Annotated in this window: 21 protein-coding genes; 12 read left to right on the forward strand and 9 right to left on the reverse strand. The window is 59.6% G+C overall.

Going from position 1 to position 25639, the window contains the following annotated elements:
* The first annotated feature begins 224 nt into the window (after nt 1-224).
* Nucleotides 225-755 (forward strand): hypothetical protein, encoded by a 531-nt coding sequence (locus tag EIY72_RS16700; RefSeq protein WP_093220316.1) that lies wholly within the window; start codon nt 225-227, stop codon nt 753-755.
* A gap of 40 nt (nt 756-795) precedes the next feature.
* Here the strand turns inward: EIY72_RS16700 and EIY72_RS16705 are convergent, their stop codons facing one another.
* Nucleotides 796-1791 carry an aldo/keto reductase gene (locus EIY72_RS16705; RefSeq protein ID WP_093220321.1) on the reverse strand — a complete coding sequence of 332 codons (996 nt, stop codon included), beginning with the start codon at nt 1789-1791 and terminating at the stop codon, nt 796-798.
* A gap of 120 nt (nt 1792-1911) precedes the next feature.
* On the opposite strand from EIY72_RS16705, the gene EIY72_RS16710 reads away from it, so the two are divergent.
* Nucleotides 1912-2841 carry a LysR family transcriptional regulator gene (locus tag EIY72_RS16710; protein ID WP_093220325.1) on the forward strand — a complete coding sequence of 310 codons (930 nt, stop codon included), beginning with the start codon at nt 1912-1914 and terminating at the stop codon, nt 2839-2841.
* A gap of 285 nt (nt 2842-3126) precedes the next feature.
* Nucleotides 3127-3315, forward strand: a complete 189-nt coding sequence (locus EIY72_RS16715) for a hypothetical protein (RefSeq protein WP_093220329.1) — start codon at nt 3127-3129, stop codon at nt 3313-3315.
* Between the two features lie 16 nt (nt 3316-3331).
* Here EIY72_RS16715 and EIY72_RS16720 read toward each other — a convergent pair whose 3' ends face one another.
* Complete coding sequence (locus EIY72_RS16720) at nt 3332-3703, reverse strand: fe2+ zn2+ uptake regulation protein (protein WP_093220333.1); 372 nt, start codon at nt 3701-3703, stop codon at nt 3332-3334.
* Nucleotides 3704-3949: 246 nt separating this feature from the next.
* Between EIY72_RS16720 and pvdQ the strand changes: the two genes are divergently transcribed.
* Complete coding sequence (gene pvdQ / locus EIY72_RS16725) at nt 3950-6295, forward strand: bifunctional acylase PvdQ (RefSeq protein ID WP_093220337.1); 2346 nt, start codon at nt 3950-3952, stop codon at nt 6293-6295.
* Between the two features lie 56 nt (nt 6296-6351).
* Here pvdQ and EIY72_RS16730 read toward each other — a convergent pair whose 3' ends face one another.
* Both EIY72_RS16730 and EIY72_RS16735 read right to left on the reverse strand, forming a co-directional pair.
* Complete coding sequence (locus tag EIY72_RS16730) at nt 6352-7353, reverse strand: FecR family protein (RefSeq protein WP_093220341.1); 1002 nt, start codon at nt 7351-7353, stop codon at nt 6352-6354.
* A 110-nt stretch (nt 7354-7463) separates the two neighbouring features.
* Nucleotides 7464-12302 (reverse strand): dermonecrotic toxin domain-containing protein, encoded by a 4839-nt coding sequence (locus EIY72_RS16735; RefSeq protein WP_093220345.1) that lies wholly within the window; start codon nt 12300-12302, stop codon nt 7464-7466.
* A gap of 226 nt (nt 12303-12528) precedes the next feature.
* Between EIY72_RS16735 and EIY72_RS16740 the strand changes: the two genes are divergently transcribed.
* Complete coding sequence (locus EIY72_RS16740) at nt 12529-13569, forward strand: Ldh family oxidoreductase (RefSeq protein WP_093220349.1); 1041 nt, start codon at nt 12529-12531, stop codon at nt 13567-13569.
* A gap of 60 nt (nt 13570-13629) precedes the next feature.
* Here the strand turns inward: EIY72_RS16740 and EIY72_RS16745 are convergent, their stop codons facing one another.
* Nucleotides 13630-13947 (reverse strand): ElaB/YgaM/YqjD family protein, encoded by a 318-nt coding sequence (locus EIY72_RS16745; RefSeq protein WP_093220354.1) that lies wholly within the window; start codon nt 13945-13947, stop codon nt 13630-13632.
* Between the two features lie 166 nt (nt 13948-14113).
* Here EIY72_RS16745 and EIY72_RS16750 point away from each other — a divergent pair, with 166 nt between their 5' ends.
* Nucleotides 14114-14368 (forward strand): hypothetical protein, encoded by a 255-nt coding sequence (locus EIY72_RS16750; RefSeq protein WP_003224595.1) that lies wholly within the window; start codon nt 14114-14116, stop codon nt 14366-14368.
* A gap of 8 nt (nt 14369-14376) precedes the next feature.
* Here EIY72_RS16750 and EIY72_RS16755 read toward each other — a convergent pair whose 3' ends face one another.
* A complete protein-coding gene (locus EIY72_RS16755; protein ID WP_093220358.1) occupies nt 14377-15285 on the reverse strand; it encodes a LysR family transcriptional regulator in 909 nt (302 codons plus the stop codon).
* Nucleotides 15286-15369: 84 nt separating this feature from the next.
* On the opposite strand from EIY72_RS16755, the gene EIY72_RS16760 reads away from it, so the two are divergent.
* From EIY72_RS16760 to EIY72_RS16785, 6 genes are all read left to right on the forward strand, one after another.
* Nucleotides 15370-16293, forward strand: a complete 924-nt coding sequence (locus EIY72_RS16760) for a carbon-nitrogen hydrolase family protein (RefSeq protein WP_093220363.1) — start codon at nt 15370-15372, stop codon at nt 16291-16293.
* Between the two features lie 136 nt (nt 16294-16429).
* The gene (locus EIY72_RS16765) at nt 16430-18109 is read left to right on the forward strand and encodes an AMP-binding protein (protein WP_093220368.1); all 1680 of its coding nucleotides are present in this window, start codon (nt 16430-16432) and stop codon (nt 18107-18109) included.
* Nucleotides 18110-18124: 15 nt separating this feature from the next.
* Entirely contained in the window at nt 18125-18886 is a 762-nt protein-coding gene (locus EIY72_RS16770; RefSeq protein WP_093220372.1) for an SDR family NAD(P)-dependent oxidoreductase, read from the forward strand.
* Nucleotides 18887-18898: 12 nt separating this feature from the next.
* On the forward strand, nt 18899-20092 hold the full coding sequence (locus tag EIY72_RS16775) for an acetyl-CoA C-acyltransferase (RefSeq protein WP_093220377.1): 1194 nt from the start codon (nt 18899-18901) through the stop codon (nt 20090-20092).
* Nucleotides 20093-20248: 156 nt separating this feature from the next.
* On the forward strand, nt 20249-21376 hold the full coding sequence (locus EIY72_RS16780) for an acyl-CoA dehydrogenase (RefSeq protein WP_093220381.1): 1128 nt from the start codon (nt 20249-20251) through the stop codon (nt 21374-21376).
* A gap of 14 nt (nt 21377-21390) precedes the next feature.
* Complete coding sequence (locus EIY72_RS16785) at nt 21391-22164, forward strand: enoyl-CoA hydratase (protein WP_093220386.1); 774 nt, start codon at nt 21391-21393, stop codon at nt 22162-22164.
* Nucleotides 22165-22271: 107 nt separating this feature from the next.
* Here EIY72_RS16785 and EIY72_RS16790 read toward each other — a convergent pair whose 3' ends face one another.
* The 3 genes from EIY72_RS16790 to EIY72_RS16800 all read right to left on the reverse strand — a co-directional run bounded on the left by EIY72_RS16790 (nt 22272) and on the right by EIY72_RS16800 (nt 25570).
* On the reverse strand, nt 22272-23423 hold the full coding sequence (locus EIY72_RS16790) for an acyl-CoA dehydrogenase family protein (RefSeq protein ID WP_093220390.1): 1152 nt from the start codon (nt 23421-23423) through the stop codon (nt 22272-22274).
* A 3-nt stretch (nt 23424-23426) separates the two neighbouring features.
* Nucleotides 23427-24533, reverse strand: coding sequence for an enoyl-CoA hydratase/isomerase family protein (locus EIY72_RS16795; RefSeq protein WP_093220394.1), 1107 nt, complete (start codon nt 24531-24533; stop codon nt 23427-23429).
* A 143-nt stretch (nt 24534-24676) separates the two neighbouring features.
* Nucleotides 24677-25570 carry a LysR family transcriptional regulator gene (locus EIY72_RS16800; protein WP_093220397.1) on the reverse strand — a complete coding sequence of 298 codons (894 nt, stop codon included), beginning with the start codon at nt 25568-25570 and terminating at the stop codon, nt 24677-24679.
* Nucleotides 25571-25639: the final 69 nt, after the last annotated feature.

Consider the following 25639-nt stretch of genomic DNA (forward strand, 5'->3'; position numbering starts at 1 on the left):
AAGATGCGCGGCAAGGTATTGGAATTGATACAAAAGACAGTTGATGAGCCCGCCATGACCTTCACGGCTTTTCTTCGAAGCTGCCCAGGAGCCTGTCTGTCCGGGGTTTTCCGGTTTGTATCGTAAATGTACAAAAATTGTGAAAATCGCCAATTAAAGGTTGGTGCCGTCAACACTCAAGCCGATACTCGCGACCCATCAACAGGGGCAAACAAGGAGTTTCCATGACTATCGGCCTAACCGGATCCTGGACCGCGAAAGCGGGGCTGCTGGTGCGAGACACCGGCAGCCGATCCAAGCAAGTCAGCCAGAGCGACAAGGTGCGGCAGATGCTGGCGCTGGTGGGCAACAACCCCATCGCGCTGGACACCGCGAAGATGGACAAGATGGACTTGCGCAAACAAATGAAGGGCTTTGACCCTTCCAACGTGTCGGTCAAGTCCCTGGGCAACCTCAGCGTCTTTTTGAAAGAGCGCGGATTGATCTCCGACGTGACGGCGGTGACGTTGAGCAATGCCGGCGACAAATTCGACCGTTTTGGCGTGAAGGACCCGGATGCCAAGTTCAACGCACTGGAGTATTTCGCCACTCAACTGGACAGCATCCAGAACAATGCGATCAAGGGGAACAAGTACGGCAACTACCTGATTCCCGAATTCAAGAAAGCCATCTACGTCTTGCAGAACCTGGAAACCTACGGCAAGAGCAGCGGTACTTCAGCCAAATCACTCAATGGTGTCTCGGCGAAGGCCTGACCGGTTGGACCCGCTCGATGATCGAGCGGGCCGGTGGCCTTCAACGGTCGAGCAACTTCATCACTTCTTCCGGATAACGCAGGCCTGCCGTAGCGTTTGCCGGAAAGATCGCTTCCAGCGCGCGCAGCTCTTGCGGGCTTAATGTCACTTGTAGCGCCGCGATATTTTCCTCAAGGTATTTGCGCTGTTTGGTCCCGGGAATCGGGATCAGGTAATCACCCTGTGCCAGGACCCATGCCAGCGCCAGTTGGCCTGCGGTCACACCCTTTTGCGCAGCGAGGGCCTGGACCTGCTGCACCAATAACAGGTTTTTCGCGAAGTTTTCGCCCTGGAAACGCGGGCTGAAGCGACGATAATCGTCTGCGGCAAAGTCTTCCGGACTTTTCAGTGCACCGGTGAGAAAACCACGCCCCAACGGGCTGTAGGGCACGAAAGCGATACCCAGGCGCTGGCATGTGGCCAGGCAGCCATTCTCTTCCTGATCGCGGCTCCATAACGAGTATTCACTCTGCAGCGCACTGATCGGATGCACCTTGTGAGCTCGCTCCAGCGTCGATGCGGAGGCTTCGCTCAAACCCAGGTAACGCACCTTGCCGGCGGTCACCAGTTCGGCCATGGCACCCACCGTTTCTTCGATGGCCACGTTGGGGTCGATGCGATGCTGGTAGTACAGGTCGAGGGTTTCAACGCCCAGGCGCTTGAGGCTACCGTCGATGGCCTGGCGGATGTACTCAGGCCTGCCGTTGACACCGCGGGCGGTGGGGTTGGCCGGGTCGCGGACGATGCCGAACTTGCTGGCCAGGAACACCTGCTCGCGTTTGCCTGCAATCGCCTTGCCGATCAGTTCCTCATTGGTATGCGGGCCGTACATATCGGCGGTGTCGAGCAGGTTGACGCCCAGCTCCAGTGCGCGGTGCAGGGTAGCCGTGGCTTCGCGGGTGTCGGTACCTGTGGTGTAGAAATCGGTCATGCCCATGCAGCCCAGGCCGATGGCGGACACTTGCGGGCCGTTCTTGCCCAGTTGACGTGTTTGCATGACAGCAGCTCCGTTGGCGAAATGAGGGACCATTGTTCACCTCGACAGAAACCAGATAAACCGGCTAAAACTGCTATCACTATTCGTGAAATCAAAATAATCAGGCGGTGCAAACTCGTTATGGACCGTTTCAATGCCATGCGCGTCTTTACTCGGATCGTCGAACTGGGTGGCTTTGCCAAGGCTGCCGACAGCCTGCAAATGCCCCGCGCCTCCGTGACTGTGCTTATCAAACAACTGGAAGCGCATTTGGGTGTGCAGCTGCTGCAACGCACCACGCGGCAGATCAGTCTGACCCTCGACGGTGCGGCCTATTACCCGCGCTGTGTGCGTTTGCTGGCGGATCTGGAGGAGACCGAAGCGGTGTTCAGTGCCGCGCGAAACAACCCCAAGGGTTTGTTGCGGGTGGACATGCCGGCGGGCATCGGGCGCCTGATCGTGATTCCGGCGCTGCCGCAGTTTACGGCCCGGTATCCCTTGATCGAGCTGGAAATCGGCTTGAATGACCGGCCTGTCGACCTGATTCGCGAAGGCGTAGATTGTGTATTGCGCGGCGGCGCGTCGCTGGACGATTCGCTGGTGGCACGGCCGCTGGTGATGCTGGAGCAGGTGACCTGCGCCAGTCCCGGCTATCTGCAACGATACGGCACTCCGTCAAGCGTTGCCGATCTGCAGGGGCATCTGGAGGTTGAGTACTTTTCCAGCGTCAGCGGAAAACGCTTCGGGCTGGAGTTTGTCGTTGATAACGAGATACGCGCAATTGATCTGCCTAAACAGGTGGCAGTAAACAGCGCTGATGGTTATCTGGCGGCGTGTGAGGCGGGTTACGGGCTGGTGCAGATGCCCTACTACCATGTTGCAAGGCAACTGGCAGAAGGGCGTTTGTGCGAGGTGTTGAGGGAAGTGCCGCCACCGGGGTTACCGCTGACGGCGCTGTATCCGCCGCACCGCCAGTTGTCTCGGCGGGTACGGGTGTTTGTCGATTGGCTGGTGGAGCTGTGTGCCCAGCCTAGTAATGATTTTGATAGAAAGGTTCAGGGTGCTGGATGATGATTATCGATGATAGTACCCATGGTCATCATAGTGATCGTGGTGCCAGCCTCCGTGGGGGTAAACGATGCAACCGCTCAGGGTCAGGATGGCTAGCAGGGGAATCAGCAGTGTGATTCGACGCAACATTTGGAAATCCTCATGGTTAACGCCGCTATGAAGCTAAAACTCTTCATCGGCTGTAACATGTGACCCCGCTTGTAGCCGCTTATCCCCGAAACAGGGTAGTGGCTTGGCATGCATTTCGATACAAACCGGATACATTTCCAGCTTCAGGACCCCGCAATGACACAGTCGCAACGTTTGAAATACTCGATTCTGATCGCCCTGTCGGTACTGGGGATCATGCTTGGCCTTTCCTGGTTGCAGAACACCGGCGTCATCAGCGAAAAGACGTTCCAGTACATCGCCATCGGCGTGGCGGTGGTCGTGGTCGTCATCAATGGCGTGATGCGGCGCAAGGTCAAGCCCTGAGGCCAGGGCGACCCGATTACTCGATGTGGAGTATGGCGGCAGCCTGTGGATGCAGGCTGTAGCTCTTGTCCGGATTGAGGACGATCACGCCTTCGCTGCACAGGCGTTTGAGCACTTCGCGCACACTCAGGAAGGACAGGGGAATGTCCAGTTCCAGCAGGTGACTGTGCACCCCGCGCACCCCCAGGCTGCGGTCGCTTTCGGCGGCAGTCAGCAGGGCATCGATGACTTTCAGGCGAATCAGGCTGGTGCGCAGGCCGAAGCTCTTGAGCAGGACCCTGATCCGTTCGTTGCCGTGACGCTCGGTACGCGGCTCGAACACGCCGACTCCCATGGAAGTACCCTTTGGCGCAGTGCTACCGTCCGTTGGCAGGTGCGAGTTGAACATGGCAAAACTCCTTTTCAGAGCCTGATCAGGAAAATGGGGCGCTCTTACATGACTAGACGTATGAGCCACGGAAATCATGAAGGCTCAAATGTAGAAATTTTGTCGGCAGCGTGTCAGGAACCTGTCAGCTGGCTGAAAATAACCTCGAAATCCTAAATTTTTGTTGCTTGCTTCGTCCTTTCAGGGAGGCGCAGGGCGTGCGTATGCGTGTGGCTGTGACCATGGTTTTTTCGATCAGGAGCAAGCGTGATTATTTCCAGCCAGTTAACCAGGTTGAGCCTGGTGGTTTCGATGCTAGGGCTGACCCTTGCCGCGAACGCGCGCAGCGAACCTGTCCAGACCTCCGCCGATATCCGCCGCACCAGTTTTGGCGTACCGCATATTCGTGCCGAAAACGAACGGGGATTGGGATACGGCATCGGCTACGCCTACGCTCAGGACAATTTGTGCCTGCTAGCTAACGAAATCACCACCGTAAATGGCGAACGCTCACGCTACTTCGGGCCGGATCAGTTCACGGTCGAGGAGCGCGAGAATCTGGCCAGCGATGTCTTTTTCACCTGGCTGAATACCTCGCACGCAGTGGCTGATTTCTGGCGGAAGCAAACCCCGCAAGTGCGCGAGCTGATCGAGGGTTACGTAGCGGGCTATAACCGCTCACTGGCCGAACGGCGCCCACAGGGACTGCCTGCGCAATGTCAGGGCGAGTGGGTGCGTGACATCACCACGGCCGATCTGGTCAAACTGACCCGTCGGCTGTTGGTCGAAGGTGGCGTCGGGCAATTTGCCGAAGCGCTGGCCGGCGCCTCACCGCCTCGATCGGTCACACAGGGCGCCGAGGCACCCGCCACGTTCAAGGTCGCCGACGCGCGCCGGCAACGCTTTGCCCTGGACCGGGGCAGCAACGCCGTGGCAATCGGCAGCGACCGCTCTTTCAACGGTCGCGGCATGCTGCTGGCCAATCCCCATTTTCCCTGGGTCGGTGGCATGCGTTTCTATCAGATGCACCTGACCATCCCCGGCCAGCTGGACGTGATGGGGGCGGCGCTGCCGGGGCTGCCCCTGATCAATATCGGTTTCAACCAGCACCTGGCCTGGACCCACACCGTGGACTCGTCGAAGCACTTCACCCTGTACCGTCTGCAACTGGACCCCAGGGACTCGACGCGCTACTTGCTGGATGGCAAGTCATTGCCGCTGGACAAACAGACGCTGACCGTCAACGTCAAACAGGCAGACGGGCAGGTTCGGGCCGTTACCCGCGAGATTTACAGTTCAAAATTCGGCCCGATTGTGCAATGGCCCGGCAAACTCGATTGGGATCATCAGTACGCCTACAGCCTGCGCGACGCGAACCTGGATAACGACCGTGTGCTGCAACAGTGGTATGCAATGAATCGCGCCAGCAATCTGAAGGACTTTCAGGCATCGGTTCAGCAGATCCAGGGGATTCCATGGGTCAACACACTCGCCGCCGACGATCAGGGGCAGACGCTGTACATGAATCTCTCGGTGGTGCCCAACGTTAGTGCGGCGAAACTGACCGAGTGTACTGACCCACGCGTCGGCTATCAGATGATCATGCTTGATGGCAGCCGCAGCGTCTGTGCCTGGGACATCGATCCGCAGGCAGCGCAGCCAGGCATCGTCGCCTCGACCAACTTGCCGCAACTGTTGCGCAAGGACTTCGTTCAGCATTCCAACGACTCTGCGTGGATGGCCAACCCGGCGCAGCCCCTGACCGGCTACTCGCCATTGATCAGCCAGGAAAAACAGCCATTGGGGTGGCGTTCGCGCTTTGCGCTGGATCGGCTTGGCGCCTTGATCCAGGCCGGTAAAATCGGGTCGATGGACCTGCAACACATGGTCATGGACGACCAGGTGTACCAGGCCGTTCAGGTGATGCCTGATGTGCTGAAGTTCTGCGAAGCGCAGCAGGGGAACGACGCAGAAGCCCTGACGCCGGTGTGCTTCAGCCTGAAAAACTGGGACTGGCATGCGAACCTGAACAGCGGTCTCGGATTTGTGCATTTCCAGAATGTCATGCAGGCGCTCGGGCAAATACCGCAGGCATGGCGAGTGGCCTTCGATCCGCAAGACCCGCTGCATACCCCGCGCGGGTTGGCCATTGAGCGTCCGGAGGTGGCGAAAACGTTGCGTGAGGCGCTGCTGGCTTCGATCGAGCAGGTGAAAACGGCAGGCCTCAAGCCGGACAGTCGTTGGGGTGATGTTCAGGTGGTCAGCAGTGGTGGGCAGCAGACGGCGATTCATGGTGGACCGGGAGAATTGGGGGTCTACAACGCCATTCAAAGCGTGCCGCGCTCCGACGGCAAGCGTGAGGTGGTCAGCGGTACCAGTTACTTGCAGATCGTGACCTTCGATGACAAGGGGCCACAGGCCAAGGGGCTGCTGGCGTTTTCGTTGTCCAGTGATCCGGCGTCGGCCTATTCACGGGACCAGACCGAGGCCTTTTCGAACAAGCAACTGAGCGTCCTGCCGTTTACCGAGCAGCAGATCAGCGCCGATCCACACTATCAGGTACAGACGATCCGACAGCAGGATGAACACGCTGCAAGCGTCGCTGGTAAATGAGTTGAAGGTGTTTTGATAGAAAAAGAAGGCCGCGCCCGTCAGGGGTAGCGGCCTTTTCAGGTTTTGGGGGACTTCTGCGGAATGGCGTTGACCACCAGGTCGCCGTCCTGATTGCGGGTCAGGTACACCGGCAATACCCGCGGCAGGGATTTCACCAGGCCGTTGATCTCTTTGATGTTGTAGATCCCGCCGATGCGGATCGCGCCTGTGCTGTTGTCGGCGACCCTTAGCGGCTTGTCCAGATAACGATTGATCAGTGGCAGTGCCTCGTTGAGCGCGAGGTCATCGAGGACCAGTTTGCCCTGGCGCCAGGCCAGCGAACTGTCATTCTCATAGGTCTGGCTGATGCGCGGAATGAAGTCGCCATGGCCATAGCTGGCTTGCATGGCCGGGCCCAGACGCAGGCCGTCTCCCGTCAGGTCATCGTTACTGCTGACGAGCACCGAGCCCTCGATCAGGTTGACCTTGACCTGATCTTCGTACATCCAGACATTGAATTTGGTCCCGGTAACCCGGATTCGACCTTCAGCAGCCTTGACCACGAATGGATGGCGTGTGTCATGGCTGACGCTGAAGAAGGCTTCGCCTTTTTTCAGGGTGACCTGGCGCTGATCCTTGTAGTTGCTGTAGGTCAGCTCAGTGCCCAGGTTCAGCTCCACCTGACTGCCATCCTTGAGCGTCACCGTACGGACATTATCGGTGGATTCGAAATGCTGATAGGTGTTGGGCACCCAACCCAGCTGCCAGCCGCCGTAACCGGCCAATGGCACTGCCAGGGCACAGATTGCGGCGGCGACACCCCAGGTTCGCCAGGCGGATTGAACCTGCCGGCGAACCGGAGCGGCGACGGGCTCGGGACGCGGCAGGTCGCCGGCGACGTCCCAGATTTCCAGCATCGCTTCGTATTCAAACGCGTGCAATGGATGCGCGTCACGCCACTGCTCGAACGCTTGCCGCTCTTGCTCGGTGCAGTCATGGGCGTGCAGACGCATACACCAATGCGCTGCGGCATCGGTGATGGCGTCGTGTTCGGTTTCCGTGAGCGTGTGTTCGGTCATTGACTGGTCCTGATTTCCCGCATTCTAACCTTCGAGGCAGCCGGCGAGAACATCAGTCATGGCAATTAACCATCAACGTGTATTTTTTTTCTGTGCATTCATGGCCGCAATCATGGGGTTGTGGTGTGTAAATGACGTCCAAGACGGGTGATCAACCAGGCGACACTGTCGGCATTTGCCAGTTTTACATCGAGTCTGATCATTGGGTTCTTCTTGAAGGAAGTGCGTGCTCCGCTCAGGTTGTCTTCGCCAGTCAGGGACAAGACAAGTTTCGCCGCGGGGGAGTCGATCTCCGGCTCGATCCATGCGCCGGTATCCGGATCGTAATCCATGAACAACTCGGTATAAGGCGTCCTGATTGAAAGCGCGGTGTCCTGAAGTGCCTCCAATTCAGTTTTCAGGTCAGTGGCTATAGTGCTGGCTGTGCCAATCAAGTCGGGGAATGGTCTGCCGGAATCGAGATAGGCGATGTCCTCGGCGCCACAGGCAATGTGCGAAAGCTCATGGATGATTGTCGTCGCCCGTGCGTGGGTGCTGATGGGGAAGGCGCTGTCAGTGAGGTGCGGCCGATAGTAATCGAACCGCGGGGAGAAGAAGCGCTCAGCCAGATAAATCCTGCGCTGCAGGTCCTTGGGTACTGTGAAGGCGAAAGTGCCCAGCGGATCGTCAATCACTCTACCGACGGCAATACGGCTGGAATTGGTCTTGCGCAGTGTGGGTTCCAGCAGGGCTGTCAGCAGGTCGCCCACGACTCTTTCAAGCTTCGCGACATGGGCGGGCAACACCTGCGGCAGGTCGGCAAAATCCATGATCAGCTGGTGCACGGGAGTGATGACGCCAGTGGATGTTTTCAGCAGTTGCAGGTTCTGAAAACTGTTCCAGGCATAGCTGGTTGCCAGATCGAGTGCTTCCTCGATTTTTCGCGCTTTTTGCGGATAAAGATGACGGATTCTGGGCATCCCGAGGGCATCGACGAACATGCCATCCCAAACCGTAAACAGAGTGTCGAGCCGTCTGAGCAAGCAGTAGCGGGCTGTCGGTGTGTCTTCGGCCAGATGCCATTGTGTTGATGTGTTCGCGGTTATCCTGGGGCCATGGCTATCGGCATCACCGATGCGCCACCAGATACCACGCTTGATGACTGGGTACACTTTGCCTTCAACCGCTGCGTAGCGTTTTTTGCCGGTTGAATGACTGTAGAGCCCCAAAGTCGAATCGTGTGTCAGTGAACGGAGTTCGACGTCGTGGCTTTCATGACGACTCAGGCTTGTGCGATCCGGGGCGGTGATGTGGATGTCTTGCCATTTTTCCCGGGTGTTCGCCGGGACTGGCGTGGGGAGGCCAGGCGATGAAGCAGATGTCAACGTCGGCGGCAACGATTGCCGAAGCGAAGCCAGTTGGGCAATGCCACTGATGAACGCCATGATTGCTGCCCGCCATTTGTGGGTTTGCAGGTCTTCGGCGGATTGCTTGATGTCTCGGTAACTGCGCCAGACCGTCAAGGGATAGGCAAGTTTGCCCATGAGAAACGAGTAGGCTGCGTGCAAGTCCTCACCCAGCACTTCTTTGATGGTTGCCCATTCGCTTTTCCTGCGAGGGTCGGACTGACAGCCGAGCAACCGACCCAATAGCGCGACGTTGTCATTGAACAAGTGCTTGAGCGCATTGCCCTGGATGGGTCGTGATACCAACGCAACGCTATCGGAGGCATCGGTAGTGGACTGCGTATCCCTGGCGACGCGGTTCTGCCGCAGGGCCATGCGATATTCCAGCATCACCCGCTCGGTAAACGGCAGGTTCATCAGTACCCAGTCCCACAACGATTCACGGGTCTTGAGCTCCGTCAGCAGCTGTTGTTCATCATCGTATTCCTTGAGCCCGTGCCGAGGGCTGTAGGGCGCAAGCAGGACCTGACCTGTAGAGCCGCTGGCGGAGGAACCAATCAGGTAGACACCAGGCACCTTGATGATCTCGCCACTTTTCGAGCCGGTGAACTCCAGCGGGCGAATGATGGCGCTGGCGCCCTCAAGGGTCGAACGAGCGATGCCGTCGGGCATGTCCATGATTTGCCGTACCAGGTCGAAGCCGGTTTCGCTCAACCGCTCCTGCAGTTTTTCCGAGTGGGCGAAGTGCATCAACTGCCAGGGTAATTGCCCGTAGAAACGCGTTCGGCGCGCAGCATTCGCGGGGGTGTCCGCCAAGGCCTCGTTGAGTTTTTTCTGCTGCTGCTCACCCAGTTTCAGATTTCGTACCAGGCCTTTGACATAGCTTTGGTCCATTTTTTCGGGAATGACGTTGGTATTGAGCGACACCAGACTGAAATGGGCCTGATCCAGACCGTCCAGATGATTCAAGGCGAAGTCAGTCAGTGTCTGGCTGCTGGCCGCGGAGGTAGGGCCGGCGCTGATCTGGATTGAAACCTGATCAGGGTCAATGTCCAGGGCGTCCGTCTTCAGTTGTTGGGTGAGTGCCTGATGCGCCGTACGTGCCAGGGCGTCAATGCCGCTGAGGTAATCCTGATCATCTTTGACATGGTCGAGGTATTGCTCAAGCAGCTCCTTGTGCAGGCTCAGTTCTTTGATGGAAGTTTTGGCCAGCCATGCCGGGAGTTTTTGTTGGGTGGTAATGGCCAGCGCGATGTCGGTTGCGCGACTCAATCCCGTTAGCGGCAAGCGCAGGGCTACCAGCTTCAAAAGATTGGCCAGGGGCGCCGGGGCGATTTTCGAGGCCAGTGCACGGGTCACGCTTACGCGGTCGAGAAGAACGTGGTTTTTTTGCACCTCGTCGATAAAGTGCCCGTCGATACGTTGCAGCGGCGCCAGGGCGTACGATCTGCCGGGCAGTCTTTCGCATCGGCCCAGATTCTCCAGAAGGGTCAAGCGCTGCGCCGGGTCCTTGATTCGTTGGTTCAATTCAGTCAGCAACGGTGACAATGCATTGAAGACTTCATAGCCAAACGCAGGCGTCCATAAAATCGCCTTGCCAGAGTGCCGCGGGTCCAGGCCCCCGCGCTCGGTCACGACAAAACAGCTGGCCAATTTCAAGGCGGTAGTTGCCCCACTGGCTGACAATGCCAGGGAAAATACGTCCGGAAAGAAGCCGTTAAACGCCCCTCGCTGCAGGCGTAAAGGGCTATCGAGTACTGTTTTGATCAGGGACTGTTCCGCTTCACCCAGGCTACGTGTGGCGGCGCGCAGCGTCAGCTCACTGCGCAATGCGATAGAAAAAATATGGGCGAAATTCGATTGCAAAGCGGTCAAGGACGAGTCGACGACACGCTGTGCTTCCTCAGTGGTCCGGGTTGTCGCGGGAATGTCCGGGTGCACTGCCAGGCGTTGCTGCATAGCCTGCTCAAGGGTGTTGAGCTGCCTCAACTGATCCTTCGCCACTTCGGCCCTTACCGTGGCGGGTTGAGCGCTCCAGCGCGGATCGGCGCGGGTGCTCCAGCGTCCTGCGGCATCAGCCGCCAGCAACCGATCATCGAGCAGTCCCCTGACATCCAGCGCCTTGTCGAATAGGGCATGTGGTTCGAGAGTGCCTTCACTTTCCCGGTAGCGATTCAAGGCGAAGCTCAAATTGCGCAATTGTTTGTCGAGTATGTCGGCCATCAACCGCTCAAACACCGGCCGACCCGTCGGTACACCGACAATGATTCGTTCGTCTGGCTCCAATGACAGAAAAGTCCCGCGTTCGTCCAGGGACATGAAGTTGAGCAATGTGTCTTCATGGCCTTCTGTCTTCATCATCTGCAGCACGAGCTTGCGCACGGTGGGCAGGTCGCTGGCGGCTTCGACGCCCTTGGACTGCGTGTACAGAAAACCGAGTGAGTCCGCACTGCCGATCATCAAGGTCGAAGCCAGTTCGACATGGTGTTTGAAGGGCGCGCTGACGCGGACTTTTTCGATGCGCTGCGAATCGTTCGCGGCAGGCGCCAGGCTGACCTTCATCAGGGTCAGGTACTCGGTAGTCGTTAATGTTTTTTTCTGGCGCTTGAGGAGCAGGTCAAGACAAAAGGTATCGTGCAGGCTTTCGCAAACGAACGCCTCGCGTGACAGCCCCAGGCTCATCGGGCTGTTCCAGAAGGTTTCCAGCAGACTTTGCAGGTGAGGCGTGAAACTGTTGGCGATTTCAGTGACGGCACTTTCCCAGGCCTGGTTATCGGCCTCGCTGCTCATACCGTGGGACGGGTGGGTAAAACGGCGGGAATCACCCTCAGGCCATTGACCGGTCAAGTAATACTGCAGCAGGGCTTCGCTCAAGGACAGCGAGGACCTTATTTGCTGACCCCGGGTGCCATCCAGACCTGTGGGGCTATGGATCAGGATCTCCAGGCGAGTCAGGCGCTGGTCCAGTTTGGGAAAACGCCTGAGCAATGCGTTTTTCAGCGTCTCATCCAGCATCCCTTGCAGCGATGGGGTCTTGAGCAGTTCGCCCAGCATCGTCATGTCGTTCTGTGCCTGGTTGAGTTTCAGCGTCTGTTCCTGATCCTCGAACACGGCCCCAACGATGTCCTGTGTGGAAATGTCGGGCTCGGCGATCGCCAGCGCTGCATGACGCTGTTCGATGGAGAGATAGCGCAGCAGTTCACGCTTGCCGGTGTCCTCTTTGAGCCACCCCTGAAGCTTGCTGGTGAGATCGTCCAGGTCGGCGAGTTTGGTCAGCCCCTTCCAGGGCGTGTAGAGGGTGACTTCGCCATTGCCGGCCCGGCTCATGGCAAAGGCACCCGCCAGCGGAATGTCGGTCTTGCCTGGATTGTCGAGCAATAGGCGTTTGGCATGCATGGGTTTTTTGGCGCCCGTGCGTGCAGCATGGGTGGCCAGGTAGACATTCTTCAACCAGACAAGATCGTCCATCGTCAGGCTCAGAGCCTTTTCGCGGTCGCCGGGCTGTTTGCCGGCGGATGCACGTTCTGCCTCATCAAAGAAGTACGGTAGAGGAGAGGTATCCATGGTCTTTCCTTATTAAGGACGATCAAGCTGATCGCCGTGGTCAGGTCGGGGGAAAAACCATAAGAACAATGCGCTGGGCGAGTGCGGTACATATTGCTTGCCGGGCGAACTTTCGAGGCTTGACAGAACTCGGGTATAAAAGTGCTTAATCGATGAGTTTTACCGGTTGCTCCGCAACCTCGTTTCAAACTGTTGCCCGTACTTAATAATAAAACTGGAGCTTCAGATGACCGCATCGCCTGAAATGGCAGTCAGTTCGGCCAAACACACGCTCGATTTCGACGCCCTCGTCGGGTTGCTCGAACAGATTTTCGTCCGGCACGGCACCTCTGCCGATGTCGCCAGGACCCTGGCGCTGAACTGTGCCGGCGCCGAGCGCGATGGCGCCCACAGCCATGGGGTATTCCGGATTCCCGGTTATGTTTCCACGTTGAACAGTGGCTGGGTCGACGGCCAGGCCGTGCCTCTCGTCGAAGACGTGGCCTCGGGTTTTGTCCGGGTCGATGCCGGCAACGGTTTTGCCCAGCCGGCCCTGGCGGCGGCGCGTGGATTACTGGTGGAAAAGGCCCGCAACGCGGGTATTGCCGTGCTGGCGATTCGCAATTCGCACCATTTCGCCGCCTTGTGGCCGGATGTCGAACCTTTTGCCTATGAGGGCCTGGTGGCGTTGAGCGTGGTCAACAGCATGACCTGCGTGGTGCCCCATGGCGCCGATCGCCCCTTGTTCGGCACCAACCCGATTGCCTTTGCCGCGCCTAAAGCTGATGGCGAGCCGATTGTCTTTGACCTCGCGACCAGTGCCATTGCCCACGGTGACGTACAAATCGCCGCGCGCAAGGGCGAGCGTTTGCCCGAAGGCATGGGCGTGGACAGCCTCGGCCAGCCAACCACGGACCCCAAGGCGATTTTGGAAGGCGGTGCGTTGTTGCCTTTTGGCGGTCACAAAGGCTCGGCGCTGTCGATGATGGTGGAGTTGCTGGCGGCGGCGCTCACGGGTGGCAACTTCTCCTTCGAGTTCGACTGGAAGAACCATCCCGGCGCCAAGACACCCTGGACTGGTCAGTTGCTGATCGTGATCGACCCGAGCAAAGCCGCTGGGCAAGGCTTTGCCGAGCGCAGCAAGGAACTGGTGCGGCAGATGCACAGCGTGGGGTTGAAGCGTTTGCCCGGAGATCGTCGACATCACCAGCGAGCCAGGTCCCAAGCTGAAGGTATTGCGCTGGATGCACAGACGCTGGCGAACTTGCGTGAACTGGCGGGGATCTGAGCAGATTGCCTTGGACCTGCAGGAGCGAGCCGGCTCGCTCCTGCAGGGGGCAGGGAGAGCTTAGCGACGACCGAGCAACAACCCCACCACCAGGCCAAACCCGGCGGACACGGCCACGGTCTGCCATGGATGCCCGCCAATGTAGGTTTCGGTAGCCTCCACCGCCGGTTTGGTCCGGTCACGCACGCTGCTGACTGAATCCCGTGCCTGCTGCAGTTTCTGGGCGATTTGCCCGCGAAGGGTTTCTGCTTCTTCTCCCACCAGGGATGCACTGCTGTTGAGCAGCTTTTCCGATTCCTCGATCAACGTCTGAAGCTCACTGAATGCCAGATCCTTGATTTGATCTTCGGCAGCTTGCGCGGCGCTTTTGCGGGCCATTGACGTACTCCTTGCAGGTAAGTGGACAGTGAACAATGGAGTCTGCGGCTGTCGGAAAAGTTGCAGCTAATTTGCCTTGTGTGGGCATCTATCCGAAAAACTGGCGCAGGACGTTTCGTCCTACAGTGTAAGATGTCGCCTATTTTACGCAGCAGGAATTTCCCCCATGAGTTTCAATCTGGCCGACAAGTCCCTTGCCGAGCGCGCGGCGCTTGAAGACGAAAAATCCCGTCTGTTCGAACTCTGGCAAAACAACCTGGGCAAAGCCAAGGGCGAAGCGGCGCGGCTGTTCGGCGAACGTTCCAAGCGCAAAGGCAAATGGGCTGAATGGGTGCGCGCCGAACTGGACGGCATGTCGCCCCCGGAATTCGCCAACATGGTGCGCAGTGAAGTCAATCGACTGATGGCGGCCAACAAGTAAACCGCCCGTTAGGCGAAGCACCGCACGATGGCTTCGCGCACTTTGACCACCACCGGATCGAGCTGCGTGCTGGTGCGCCAGCCCAGTTCAATCGGGTAACGCGGCAAGTCCAGAGGGCAGGGCAGCAGTGCCAGCCCGCTGAGTGCCGCGGTGCTTTGCGCGGCATGCGCCGGGATGGTTGCCACCGCCTGACTGCCCTTGAGCAAATGCGGCAGCGCGGCGAAGTGCGTGGTCGAGGCACACACTCGTCGGCTCAGTCCCAAGGCCGCCAAGCCTTCATCGGTGATGCCGATGAACCCGCCGGAAGACACCAGAATGTGTTCACGGGCGACAAACTCTTCCAGGCTGATGGTCTGCTGATCCACACCCAGGCTCGACGGATCCACCAGGCACAAATATCCCCCTTCACCCAACACTTGCCGACTGAGCAGGCGCTCGGCAAATCCACCTGCGGTGATCGCCAGGTCGATGCTGCGCTCCATCAGCGCCTGGGCGACGATCTGGCTGTGGGTTTGCCGGAAGATCAGTCTCAGCTTCGGTGCGCAATGGGCAATTTCGTCGATCAAACGACGTCCGTAGGCAATCTCGAAATCATCCGACAAACCCACGGTGACCGACCGCCCCTCGTAGTGGTGGGCGGCGGGATCGACCATCGCCAGGCTTTGTCGGCACTTGTTTAGCGCCTCGCTGACCACAGGTTTGAGCTGGTTGGCCTTGAGCGAGGGCGCCAGGCCGCGACCGGTGCGTACGAACAGCTGATCGCCATATACCTCACGCAGTCGCCGCAAGGCTGCACTCACCGCCGATTGCGTCACGCCCAGGCGCAGCGCGGCGCGGCTGGCGCTGGATTCTTCGTGTAACGCTTCGAAGACTTTGAGCAGGTTGAGGTCCATGTCGGCGATATTCATAAGAGTCATATCTGTTAGCAGTCAATCGGTCTTTATTCATGATTGCGTGACGCCGGACAATGAGCAATACCTGAAGCCAAAGGAGACTCTGAAATGCCCAAGTCAATCGTTGCAGCCCTGCAAATCGGCGCCTTGCCCGGCGGCAAGGGCGAAACCCTGGAACAGATCCTGTCCTATGAAAACGCGATCATCGAATCCGGAGCCGGCCTGGTGGTGATGCCCGAGGCGCTGCTGGGTGGCTACCCGAAAGGCGAGGGTTTCGGCACTCAGCTGGGGTATCGCCTGCCGGAAGGACGCGAAGCCTTTGCGCGATACTTCGCCAATGCGATTGATGTGCCCGGTGTGGAAACCGAGGCGTTGGCCGACCTGTCGGCACGCACCGGGGCCAATCTGGTGATCGGCGTGATCGAGCGTGCCGGCAGCACCCTGTATTGCACGGCCTTGTACTTCGACCCGGAGGCGGGACTCGTCGGCAAACACCGCAAACTGATGCCGACCGGCACCGAACGGCTGATCTGGGGCAAGGGCGATGGTTCGACCCTGCCGGTGATCGACAGCCAGGTCGGGCGTATAGGCGCGGTGGTGTGCTGGGAAAACATGATGCCGTTGTTGCGCACGGCGATGTATGCCAAAGGCGTGCAGGTATGGTGTGCACCGACCGTGGATGAGCGCGAGATGTGGCAGGTCAGCATGCGCCATATTGCCCACGAAGGGCGTTGCTTTGTGGTCAGCGCCTGTCAGGTTCAGGCATCACCCCAGGCACTTGGGCTGGACATCGCCAACTGGCCGGCAGAACGACCACTGATTGCCGGCGGCAGTGTGATAGTCGGCCCCATGGGCGATGTGCTGGCCGGCCCATTACGCGATACGGCCGGATTGCTCTGTGCAGAAATCGACACGGACGAGTTGGTGCGGGCCCGCTATGACTATGACGTGGTCGGCCACTACGCGCGCCCGGATGTGTTCGAACTGACAGTCGACGAACGCGCCAGACCGGGGGTGCGCTTCACCGCCTGAAGCCTCCCGGGCTTTGGCCAAAGCAGTCAGACAACTTGATAACTTTGACCATTGCCCGCCCACCCGCGCAGAGCGAGTATTTCCCTGTTGATGACGGTTCCCCCCAACCTAATAAAAATACAGAGGGATTCTGGCAATGCGCGATTACTTGTCTGCTACGACTCAATTCAATTACCAGCACACCGTTGACGCCGCACTCTCGGGCGACCTGGCGGCGCTCAACGCTTGTATCGAATGCTGTGACCGGCACGCTTTGCCGGGGCGCATCGCCCTGTTCTGGGAGGGTCGCGACGGTACCAGTGCGACTTACACCTTCACTGAATTGCAAGACAAGGCTGCGCGTTTCGCCAATTTCCTGCTGGCCCAGGGCGTGAAGAAAGGCGACAAGGTCGCCGGCTTGCTGCCTCGCAATATCGAATTGCTGATCACCGTCTTTGCGACCTGGCGTATTGGTGCTGTCTATCAACCCATGTTTACCGCGTTCGGTCCCAAAGCCATCGAGCACCGCCTGAACAGTTCCGGTGCCAAAGTCGTGGTCACTGATGCGGTCAATCGGCCGAAGCTCGCGGAAGTGGCCGACTGCCCGACCATCGTTACCGTCGCGGGCGCCAAGGGCCAGGGCATCGTCCGTGGCGATTACAGTTTCTGGGCTGAACTGGCCAATTTTTCCGCTGATTGCGAACCGCTGCTGCTGACCGGTGAAGATCCGTTCCTGTTGATGTTCACTTCGGGCACCACTGGCCCGTCAAAAGCGCTGTCAGTGCCGCTCAAGGCCATCGTCGCCTTCCAGAGCTACACCCGTGACGCCGTGGACTTGCGCCCCGAAGACGCGTTCTGGAACGTCGCTGATCCGGGTTGGGCCTATGGCATCTATTTCGGCGTGACCGGACCGTTGTCCATGGGCCATCCGATCACCTTCTACGATGGCCCCTTTACCCTCGAAAGCACCTGCCGTGTCATCAACAAGTACGGGATCACCAACCTGACCGGTTCACCGACGGCTTACCGTTTGCTGATTGCCGGCGGTGACGAGTTCGCCCGGTCGATCAAGGGCCGGTCGATCAAGGGCCGGTTGCGCATCGTCAGCAGCGCCGGCGAGCCGCTCAACCCTGAAGTGATTCGCTGGTTCGCCGATCACCTGGGTGTGGTCATCCACGATCACTACGGCCAGACCGAGCTGGGCATGGTGCTGTGCAATCACCACGGTCTGGAACATCCGATTCACATGGGCGCTGCCGGCTTTGCTTCGCCCGGTCACCGTATCGTGGTGCTGGACGATGCGTACAACGAACTCGGCGTCGGGCAGCCGGGCATTCTGGCCATCGACCGTAGCCAGTCGCCAATGTGCTGGTTCGCCGGTTACGACGGTGGCCCGACCAAGGCGTTCGTTGGCGAGTACTACCTGAGCGGCGACACCGTTGAATGGAACCCCGATGGCAGTATCAGTTTTGTCGGCCGCAGTGACGATGTGATCACCACTTCCGGTTACCGGGTCGGCCCGTTCGACGTGGAAAGCGCCTTGATCGAGCACCCGGCTGTGGTCGAAGCGGCGGTGATCGGCAAGCCGGATCCGGAGCGTACCGAACTGGTCAAGGCGTTCGTCGTGCTCAGTGCCCAGTACCGCGCGGAGCCTGCGTTGGCCGAGGAATTGCGCCAGCACGTGCGCAAGCGCCTGGCGGCGCATGCCTACCCCCGTGAAATCGAATTTGTCAGCGAGTTGCCGAAAACCCCAAGCGGCAAATTGCAGCGCTTTATCTTGCGCAACCAGGAAATCGCCAAGGCTCAAGAGGCCGCGGCCAAGAACGCTACAGCTTGAATCGAAGGAAACAACATGCAAATCGAGAACAAGGTTTTTATCGTCACCGGCGGCGCATCCGGCCTCGGTGCGGCGACCGCTGAAGCATTGGTGGCGGCCGGTGCCAAAGTGATGCTGGTGGACATGAACGCCGAAGCCGTTGCGGCCCAGGCCCAACGCCTGGGCGCGCACAGCGTGGTGGCGGACATCAGCAACGAGGCGGCGGCTGAAGCGGCGGTGCAGGCGACGGTCAAAGCCTTCGGCGGGCTCAATGGCCTGGTCAACTGTGCCGGCATCGTGCGTGGCGAAAAAATTCTCGGCAAGAACGGCCCTCACGCACTGGCCAGCTTCAGCCAGGTGATCAACGTCAACGTGATTGGCAGTTTCAACATGCTGCGCCTGGCCTCGGCGGCGATTGCCGAAAGCGAGGTGGACGCCGACGGCGAGCGCGGGGTGATCATCAACACCGCGTCGGCGGCGGCATACGATGGTCAGATTGGCCAGGCGGCTTATGCGGCGTCCAAAGGCGCGATTGTCAGCCTGACCTTGCCGGCAGCCCGTGAACTGGCGCGATTCGGCATCCGAGTGATGACCATCGCCCCGGGCATCTTCGAAACGCCGATGATGGCCGGCATGACCCAGGAAGTGCGCGATTCCCTGGCGGCCGGCGTGCCGTTCCCACAGCGCCTGGGCAAACCGGCCGAGTACGCCGCGCTGGTCCGGCATATCATTGAAAACAGCATGCTCAATGGCGAGGTGATCCGTCTCGACGGTGCCTTGCGCATGGCCGCCAAGTAAGGAGGATTTGTCATGACAGTGTCCAACGATCCAATTGTTATCGTCAGTGCCGTGCGTACGCCGATGGGCGGCTTCCAGGGCGACCTGAAAAGCCTGACCGCACCACAACTGGGGGCTGCCGCCATCAAGGCGGCGATCGAGCGCGCCGGTGTTGCCACCGATGGCGTCGATGAAGTGCTGTTCGGTTGTGTACTGCCGGCGGGCCAGGGGCAGGCGCCCGCACGCCAGGCCGCACTCGGTGCCGGCCTGGATAAGTCGACCCGTTGCACCACCCTGAACAAGATGTGTGGCTCCGGTATGGAAGCGACCATCCTGGCCCATGACATGCTGCTGGCGGGCAGCGCCGAGGTGGTGGTTGCCGGTGGCATGGAAAGCATGTCCAATGCGCCGTACCTGCTGGATCGCGCCCGTGCCGGCTATCGCATGGGTCATGGCCGGGTGCTCGACTCGATGTTCCTTGATGGCCTCGAAGACGCTTACGACAAGGGGCGCCTGATGGGCACCTTTGCCGAGGATTGTGCCGAAAGCAACGGCTTCAGCCGCGAAGCCCAGGACGCCTTCGCCATCACCTCGACTACCCGTGCGCAGCAGGCGATCAAGGACGGCCGCTTCAAGGATGAAATCGTGCCCTTGACGGTGACGGTCGGCAAGGAGCAGGTGCTGATCAGCAATGATGAGCAGCCGCCGAAAGCCAAGCTGGACAAGATTGCCTCGTTGAAACCGGCCTTCCGCGATGGCGGCACGGTGACCGCGGCCAACTCCAGCTCGATTTCCGACGGTGCGGCGGCGCTGGTGCTGATGCGCCAATCGCAAGCACAGAAACAAGGCTTGAAACCGCTGGCTGTGATTCACGGTCACGCCGCGTTTGCCGACACCCCGAGCCTGTTCCCGGTGGCGCCGATTGGTGCGATCAAGAAGCTGGTGAAGAAAACCGGCTGGTCGCTGGATCAGGTCGACCTGTTCGAAATCAACGAAGCCTTTGCCGTGGTCAGTCTGGTGGCGATGACCCAGTTGGAAATCCCCCACGAAAAACTCAACGTGCACGGCGGCGCCTGCGCCCTCGGTCACCCGATCGGCGCATCGGGCGCGCGGATTCTTGTGACCTTGCTGTCGGCCCTGCGCCAGAAGGGTCTGAAGCGTGGGGTGGCGGCGATCTGCATTGGTGGTGGTGAAGCCACGGCCATGGCCGTGGAATGCCTCTACTGAGGCTGATGCAAATCACTGTGAGAGCGGGCTTGCCCGCGAAGGCGGTAGCTAAGTTGGCATTTGTGTTGACTGACACGCCCCCATCGCGGGCAAGCTCGCTCCCACAGGTTCTGTATTTCAACGCGTTTTTTGTTCACGGTTGTTTAAGGATTTTCCATGCTACCCAACGACGAACAACAGCAGATCCGCGACGCCGCCCGGGATTTTGCCCAGGAGCGTTTGAAACCCTTTGCCGCCGAATGGGACCGCGAACATCGTTTCCCCAAGGAAGCCATCGGCGAGATGGCCGAACTGGGCTTTTTCGGCATGCTGGTACCGGAGCAATGGGGTGGTTGTGACACCGGTTACCTGGCCTACGCCATGGCCCTGGAAGAAATCGCCGCCGGCGATGGCGCCTGTTCGACCATCATGAGCGTGCACAACTCGGTCGGTTGCGTGCCCATCCTCAATTACGGCAACGACGATCAGAAAGAACGCTTCCTCAAGCCGCTGGCGAGCGGTGCGATGCTCGGCGCCTTCGCCCTGACCGAACCCCAGGCCGGTTCCGACGCCAGTGGGTTGAAAACCCGTGCGCGCCTGGAAGGCGATCACTACGTGCTTAACGGCTGCAAGCAGTTCATCACCTCCGGGCAGAACGCCGGGGTGGTGATCGTGTTCGCGGTGACCGATCCTAATGCCGGCAAGCGCGGGATCAGCGCCTTCATCGTGCCGACCGACTCGCCGGGCTACAGCGTGGCCCGGGTCGAGGACAAACTTGGTCAGCACGCCTCCGACACCTGCCAGATTCTCTTTGAGAACCTCAAGGTGCCGGTGGCCAACCGCTTGGGCGAGGAGGGTGAGGGCTACAAGATCGCCCTGGCCAATCTCGAAGGCGGTCGCGTCGGTATCGCTTCGCAATCGGTGGGCATGGCCCGAGCCGCGTTCGAAGCCGCCCGCGATTACGCCCGTGAGCGCGAAAGTTTCGGCAAGCCGATCATCGAGCACCAGGCCGTGGCGTTCCGTCTGGCGGACATGGCCACCCAGATCGCCGTGGCACGGCAAATGGTGCACTACGCCGCCGCTCTGCGTGACAGCGGTCAGCCGGCGCTCGTCGAAGCCTCGATGGCCAAACTGTTCGCCTCGGAAATGGCCGAGAAGGTATGCTCCTCGGCGCTGCAAACCCTGGGCGGTTACGGCTACCTCAACGACTTCCCGCTGGAGCGCATCTACCGCGACGTGCGGGTCTGCCAGATCTACGAAGGCACCAGCGATATTCAGCGCATGGTCATTTCGCGCAATCTATAAGAAGGAGAACATTTGTGAGCTACGAAACGATTTTGCTGGAAACCCATGGCCGTGTCGGCCTGATTACCCTGAACCGTCCGCAAGCGCTGAACGCGTTGAACGCGCAGATCATCGGCGAACTGAACCACGCCCTCGATGGCCTGGAAGCCGACTCGAACATTGGCTGCATCGTACTGACCGGCTCGAAGAAAGCCTTCGCCGCCGGTGCCGACATCAAGGAAATGGCCGAGCTGACTTACCCGCAGATCTACCTCGATGACCTGTTCAGTGACAGTGACCGCGTGGCCAACCGCCGCAAGCCGCTGATTGCCGCGGTTAACGGTTTTGCCTTGGGGGGTGGCTGCGAACTGGCGTTGATGTGCGATTTCATCCTGGCTGGTGACAACGCCAAATTCGGTCAGCCGGAAATCAACCTCGGCGTGCTGCCGGGCATGGGCGGCACCCAGCGCCTGACCCGCGCCGTGGGCAAGGCCAAGGCCATGGAAATGTGCCTGAGCGGACGTTTGATCGATGCCGTTGAGGCCGAGCGTTGCGGGATTGTTGCGCGCATTGTGCCAAGCGATGAGTTGCTCGACGAAGCGTTGAAAGTGGCGGCGTTGATCGCCAAAAAATCGTTGCCGATCTCGATGATGGTCAAGGAAAGCGTCAACCGTGCCTTTGAAGTGAGCCTGTCCGAAGGCGTGCGCTTTGAGCGTCGGGTGTTCCACGCAGCGTTTGCGACGCAGGATCAGAAGGAAGGTATGGCAGCGTTTATCGCCAAGCGTGAAGCGGAGTTTGTCGGCAAGTAATGCGCTGATCAGACTGGCGCCTTCGCGAGCAAGCTCGCTCCCACATTGAACCTCCGTGTTTGCGAGATCCTTTGTGGGAGCGAGCTTGCTCGCGAAGTTTTTAAACGCTAAACCAGATAGTTCTTCAGTTCGCGGGCAATCACCATCCGCTGAATCTCGCTCGACCCTTCATAAATCTGCGTAATCCGCGCATCCCGGTAATATTTCTCCACTGGATAATCTTCCAGATACCCGTAGCCGCCATGAATCTGAATGGCGGACGAACAGACCTTTTCAGCCATTTCCGAAGCAAACAACTTGGCCTGTGATGCCTCCGACAGGCAAGGCTGGCCCGCTGTGCGCAAGCGCGCGGCATGCAGGATCAGCAAGCGTGCGGCGTTCAGTTGCATGTGCATGTCGGCCAGCAGATTGGCGATGCTCTGGTGTTCGTTGATGGTTTTGCCGAACTGCACGCGGTCGCGGGAGTAGGCCAGCGCCGCCTCGAACGCAGCACGGGCGATCCCCAGCGCCTGCGCGGCAATACCGATGCGCCCGCCTTCGAGATTGGACAGGGCAATCGCCAGGCCCTTGCCGCGCTCGCCGAGCAGGTTGGCCTCGGGGATGGTGCAGTTGTTCAGGGTCACGGCGCAGGTGTCAGAGGCGCGGATGCCCATCTTGTGTTCGGTGCGGTCGACGATGAAACCGGTGGTGTCGGTCGGTACCAGAAAGGCCGAGATGCCACGTTTGCCCAGGTCGGGATCGGTGACGGCAAACACGATCGCCAGTTTGGCGCGCTTGCCGTTGCTGACAAATTGTTTGGCGCCGTTGATCACCCATTGGCCATCGCGCAGTTCTGCACGGGTGCGCAGGTTATGGGCTTCGGAACCGGCCTGGGGCTCGGTCAGGCAGAAGCAGCCGATGGTCTTGCCGCTGGCCAGGTCCGCCAGCCAGGTCTGCTTCTGTGCTTCGCTGCCGTAGTTGAGCACCGGCCCGCAGCCCACCGAGTTGTGAATGCTCATGAACGCGCCGGTGGCGCCATCGCCAGCGGAAATCTCTTCCACGGCCAGGGCGTAGGCCACGTAGTCGACATAGGTGCCGCCCCATTCTTCGGGAACCACCATGCCCAGCAGACCCAGCTCGCCCATCTTCGCCACCAGCGCATCATCGATCCAGCCGGCCTTTTCCCACGCCTGGGCGTGAGGTGCGATTTCGCCACGGGCAAAATCCCGGGCCATGTCGCGGATCATGACTTGCTCTTCGCTCAATTCGATATCGTGCATGGTTCAGTTCCCGCTCTGCTCAAACCCGCTGAAGAAACTCGCCACGTGCTCGGCGTCCAGCGCCTGCAGGGTCGGTGGGTTCCAGCGTGGTGTCTTGTCTTTGTCGATCAGCAAGGCACGTACGCCTTCGATCAGGTCGCCGCGTTCGAACCACTGGCGGTCCAGGTGCAGCTCCAGGGCGAAGCATTGCTCCAGGCTCAACTCACGCCCCCGACGCAGCATTTCCAGGGTCACGCCCATGGCCAGTGGCGAGCGGGTTTCCAGTAGATCGGCAGTGGTGGTTGCCCATTCGTGACTGTCGGCGACGGTGACCTGGCGCAGTTGTTCCACAATACTCGGCACGTCGGGCTGGGCGAAGAAGTGGTCGATGGCCGGGCGCAAGGCGCTCAAGGGCGCGTCGGGCAGTTGCTGTACCGCCAGTTTCGCCAGCACGCCTTGCAGGTCCTTGAGCGGCGAGTCGCGCCATTCGAGCTGATCAAGTTTTTCGTCCAGCGTTACCAGTTTGGCACTGTCGATGTACCAGTCTGCCAGGCCGCAATACAGCGCATCGGCTGCGCGGATCTGCACCCCGCTGACGCCGAGGTAGATCCCCAGCTCGCCGGGAATGCGTGGCAGGAAATAGCTGCCGCCGACGTCCGGGAAATAGCCGATACCGACTTCAGGCATCGCCAGGCGGCTTTTCTCCGTGACCACACGCAAGTCTGCGCCTTGCACCAGGCCCATGCCGCCGCCGAGGACGAAGCCGTCCATCAAGGCCAACACCGGCTTGCGATAGTGGTGGATGGCGAGGTCGAGGGCGTACTCCTCGACAAAGAAGTCTTCGTGCAGGGTGTCGCCGCTTTTGAAGCTGTCGTGCAACGAGCGGATGTCGCCACCGGCACAGAAGGCTTTTTCGCCGGCGCCGCGCAGCACCACGGCATGCACCTGTGAATCCTGGGCCCAGGCGTCGAGCTGACGGTGCAGGTTGCGCACCATGTCCAGGGTCAGTGCATTGAGGCCGGCGGGGCGGTTGAGGGTCAGATGGCCGATGTGATTGCGAACTTCGGCCAGCACTTCGTTTTGCGTGGCATCCATGGACAAAGTCCCTTTCGATGAAACCTGAGCAGTCATCACCAACTCCCTGCTTTTATTGTCTTTTTTGAACAGGCTCGCGCGCGAGCGATGGCGGATCGTAACAGTGCAAATTTGCCCTGTACAACCCGGATAAGTGCAGCGTGTCTGTGCATTTTTGCATGGGGAGTGTAGGCGCTGTTTCAGCTGAATGCCGCTAGCAGGTCCTCTTCAAAGGCCTTCTGGGCGTCGCCGGGTACCTGGGCGCGATGACGGGCCAGTTGAAACATCACGTCAAAGCTCATGTCACCCTGACGCACGCTTTTGAGCAGACCCTGTTCCTCCCAACTGCGGGCGAAGTGACTGGGCAGATAACCCACGTGCTTGCCGGACAGGATAAAGGCGAGGGTTCCTTCGACCTGCTCCGAGCGGGCCGAACAGCGTTGCCCCTGGAACGGCTCGTCGCTGCGCAGGAAGCGGTAGGGGTGATCGACCCGATCGCTGGCATGCAGCGCCGCATCATCGGCTGCGTCGTTGTCGAACAAAGGATGACCGGGTGCGCAATAGAGATGCTGGGTTTCAATGAACAGCTCACGGTAGTCGAATGCGCTTTGCGCCTGGGAGAAATAGCCAATGGCCAGATCGAGGCGTTGTTGCAGCAGCAGGCGCTCCATTTCCCCGGGCATGGCGCTGATCAACTCGATGCGCACTGATTCATCCCGCTCACGAAAACGGCGGATGGCGTCGGCCACCCGCTGCAATACCGATTGGTCGAGCGCTTCGGACAAGCCCAGGCGCACTTCGCCGATCAGGCGCCCGGCCACACCGTTGGATTGATGGCGGAAGGCTTCGATGGACTCGAACAGCGTGCGGGTGGCGAGGAGCAATTGCTCACCCTTGGGTGTGATCCGGAAGCCGCCCTTGCCTCGACTGCACAATCGATAACCTAGGCGAGTTTCCAGTTTGGCCATCTGCTGGCTGATGCTCGACTGGCTGAGCCCCAGTTCACCCTGTGCCGCACTGAAGCCGCCGCATTCCACCACCCGAACAAACAGGCGCAACAGTTGCAGGTCGACATCGTGCAGTTGGCCCAGCATCAAACATTACTCCGCTATAAAGTCAGGTTAATTAACTTGATATTTATGCAATGTAACCGACGACGCATG

The sequence above is a fragment of the Pseudomonas vancouverensis genome (assembly GCF_004348895.1).
In the GTDB taxonomy this organism is placed as follows: Bacteria; Pseudomonadota; Gammaproteobacteria; order Pseudomonadales; family Pseudomonadaceae; genus Aquipseudomonas; species Aquipseudomonas vancouverensis.

Coding starts and splice junctions, on each gene's coding strand:
- EIY72_RS16730 (WP_093220341.1), bottom strand. CDS start 7,353: ATGACCGAACACACGCTCACGGAAACCGAACACGACGCCATCACCGAT.
- EIY72_RS16775 (WP_093220377.1), top strand. CDS start 18,899: ATGACAGTGTCCAACGATCCAATTGTTATCGTCAGTGCCGTGCGTACG.
- EIY72_RS16750 (WP_003224595.1), top strand. CDS start 14,114: ATGAGTTTCAATCTGGCCGACAAGTCCCTTGCCGAGCGCGCGGCGCTT.
- EIY72_RS16720 (WP_093220333.1), bottom strand. CDS start 3,703: ATGTTCAACTCGCACCTGCCAACGGACGGTAGCACTGCGCCAAAGGGT.
- EIY72_RS16755 (WP_093220358.1), bottom strand. CDS start 15,285: ATGACTCTTATGAATATCGCCGACATGGACCTCAACCTGCTCAAAGTC.
- EIY72_RS16800 (WP_093220397.1), bottom strand. CDS start 25,570: ATGCTGGGCCAACTGCACGATGTCGACCTGCAACTGTTGCGCCTGTTT.
- EIY72_RS16760 (WP_093220363.1), top strand. CDS start 15,370: ATGCCCAAGTCAATCGTTGCAGCCCTGCAAATCGGCGCCTTGCCCGGC.
- EIY72_RS16745 (WP_093220354.1), bottom strand. CDS start 13,947: ATGGCCCGCAAAAGCGCCGCGCAAGCTGCCGAAGATCAAATCAAGGAT.
- EIY72_RS16735 (WP_093220345.1), bottom strand. CDS start 12,302: ATGGATACCTCTCCTCTACCGTACTTCTTTGATGAGGCAGAACGTGCA.
- EIY72_RS16780 (WP_093220381.1), top strand. CDS start 20,249: ATGCTACCCAACGACGAACAACAGCAGATCCGCGACGCCGCCCGGGAT.
- EIY72_RS16710 (WP_093220325.1), top strand. CDS start 1,912: ATGGACCGTTTCAATGCCATGCGCGTCTTTACTCGGATCGTCGAACTG.
- EIY72_RS16790 (WP_093220390.1), bottom strand. CDS start 23,423: ATGCACGATATCGAATTGAGCGAAGAGCAAGTCATGATCCGCGACATG.
- EIY72_RS16765 (WP_093220368.1), top strand. CDS start 16,430: ATGCGCGATTACTTGTCTGCTACGACTCAATTCAATTACCAGCACACC.
- EIY72_RS16770 (WP_093220372.1), top strand. CDS start 18,125: ATGCAAATCGAGAACAAGGTTTTTATCGTCACCGGCGGCGCATCCGGC.
- EIY72_RS16740 (WP_093220349.1), top strand. CDS start 12,529: ATGACCGCATCGCCTGAAATGGCAGTCAGTTCGGCCAAACACACGCTC.
- EIY72_RS16700 (WP_093220316.1), top strand. CDS start 225: ATGACTATCGGCCTAACCGGATCCTGGACCGCGAAAGCGGGGCTGCTG.
- EIY72_RS16715 (WP_093220329.1), top strand. CDS start 3,127: ATGACACAGTCGCAACGTTTGAAATACTCGATTCTGATCGCCCTGTCG.
- EIY72_RS16795 (WP_093220394.1), bottom strand. CDS start 24,533: ATGACTGCTCAGGTTTCATCGAAAGGGACTTTGTCCATGGATGCCACG.
- EIY72_RS16705 (WP_093220321.1), bottom strand. CDS start 1,791: ATGCAAACACGTCAACTGGGCAAGAACGGCCCGCAAGTGTCCGCCATC.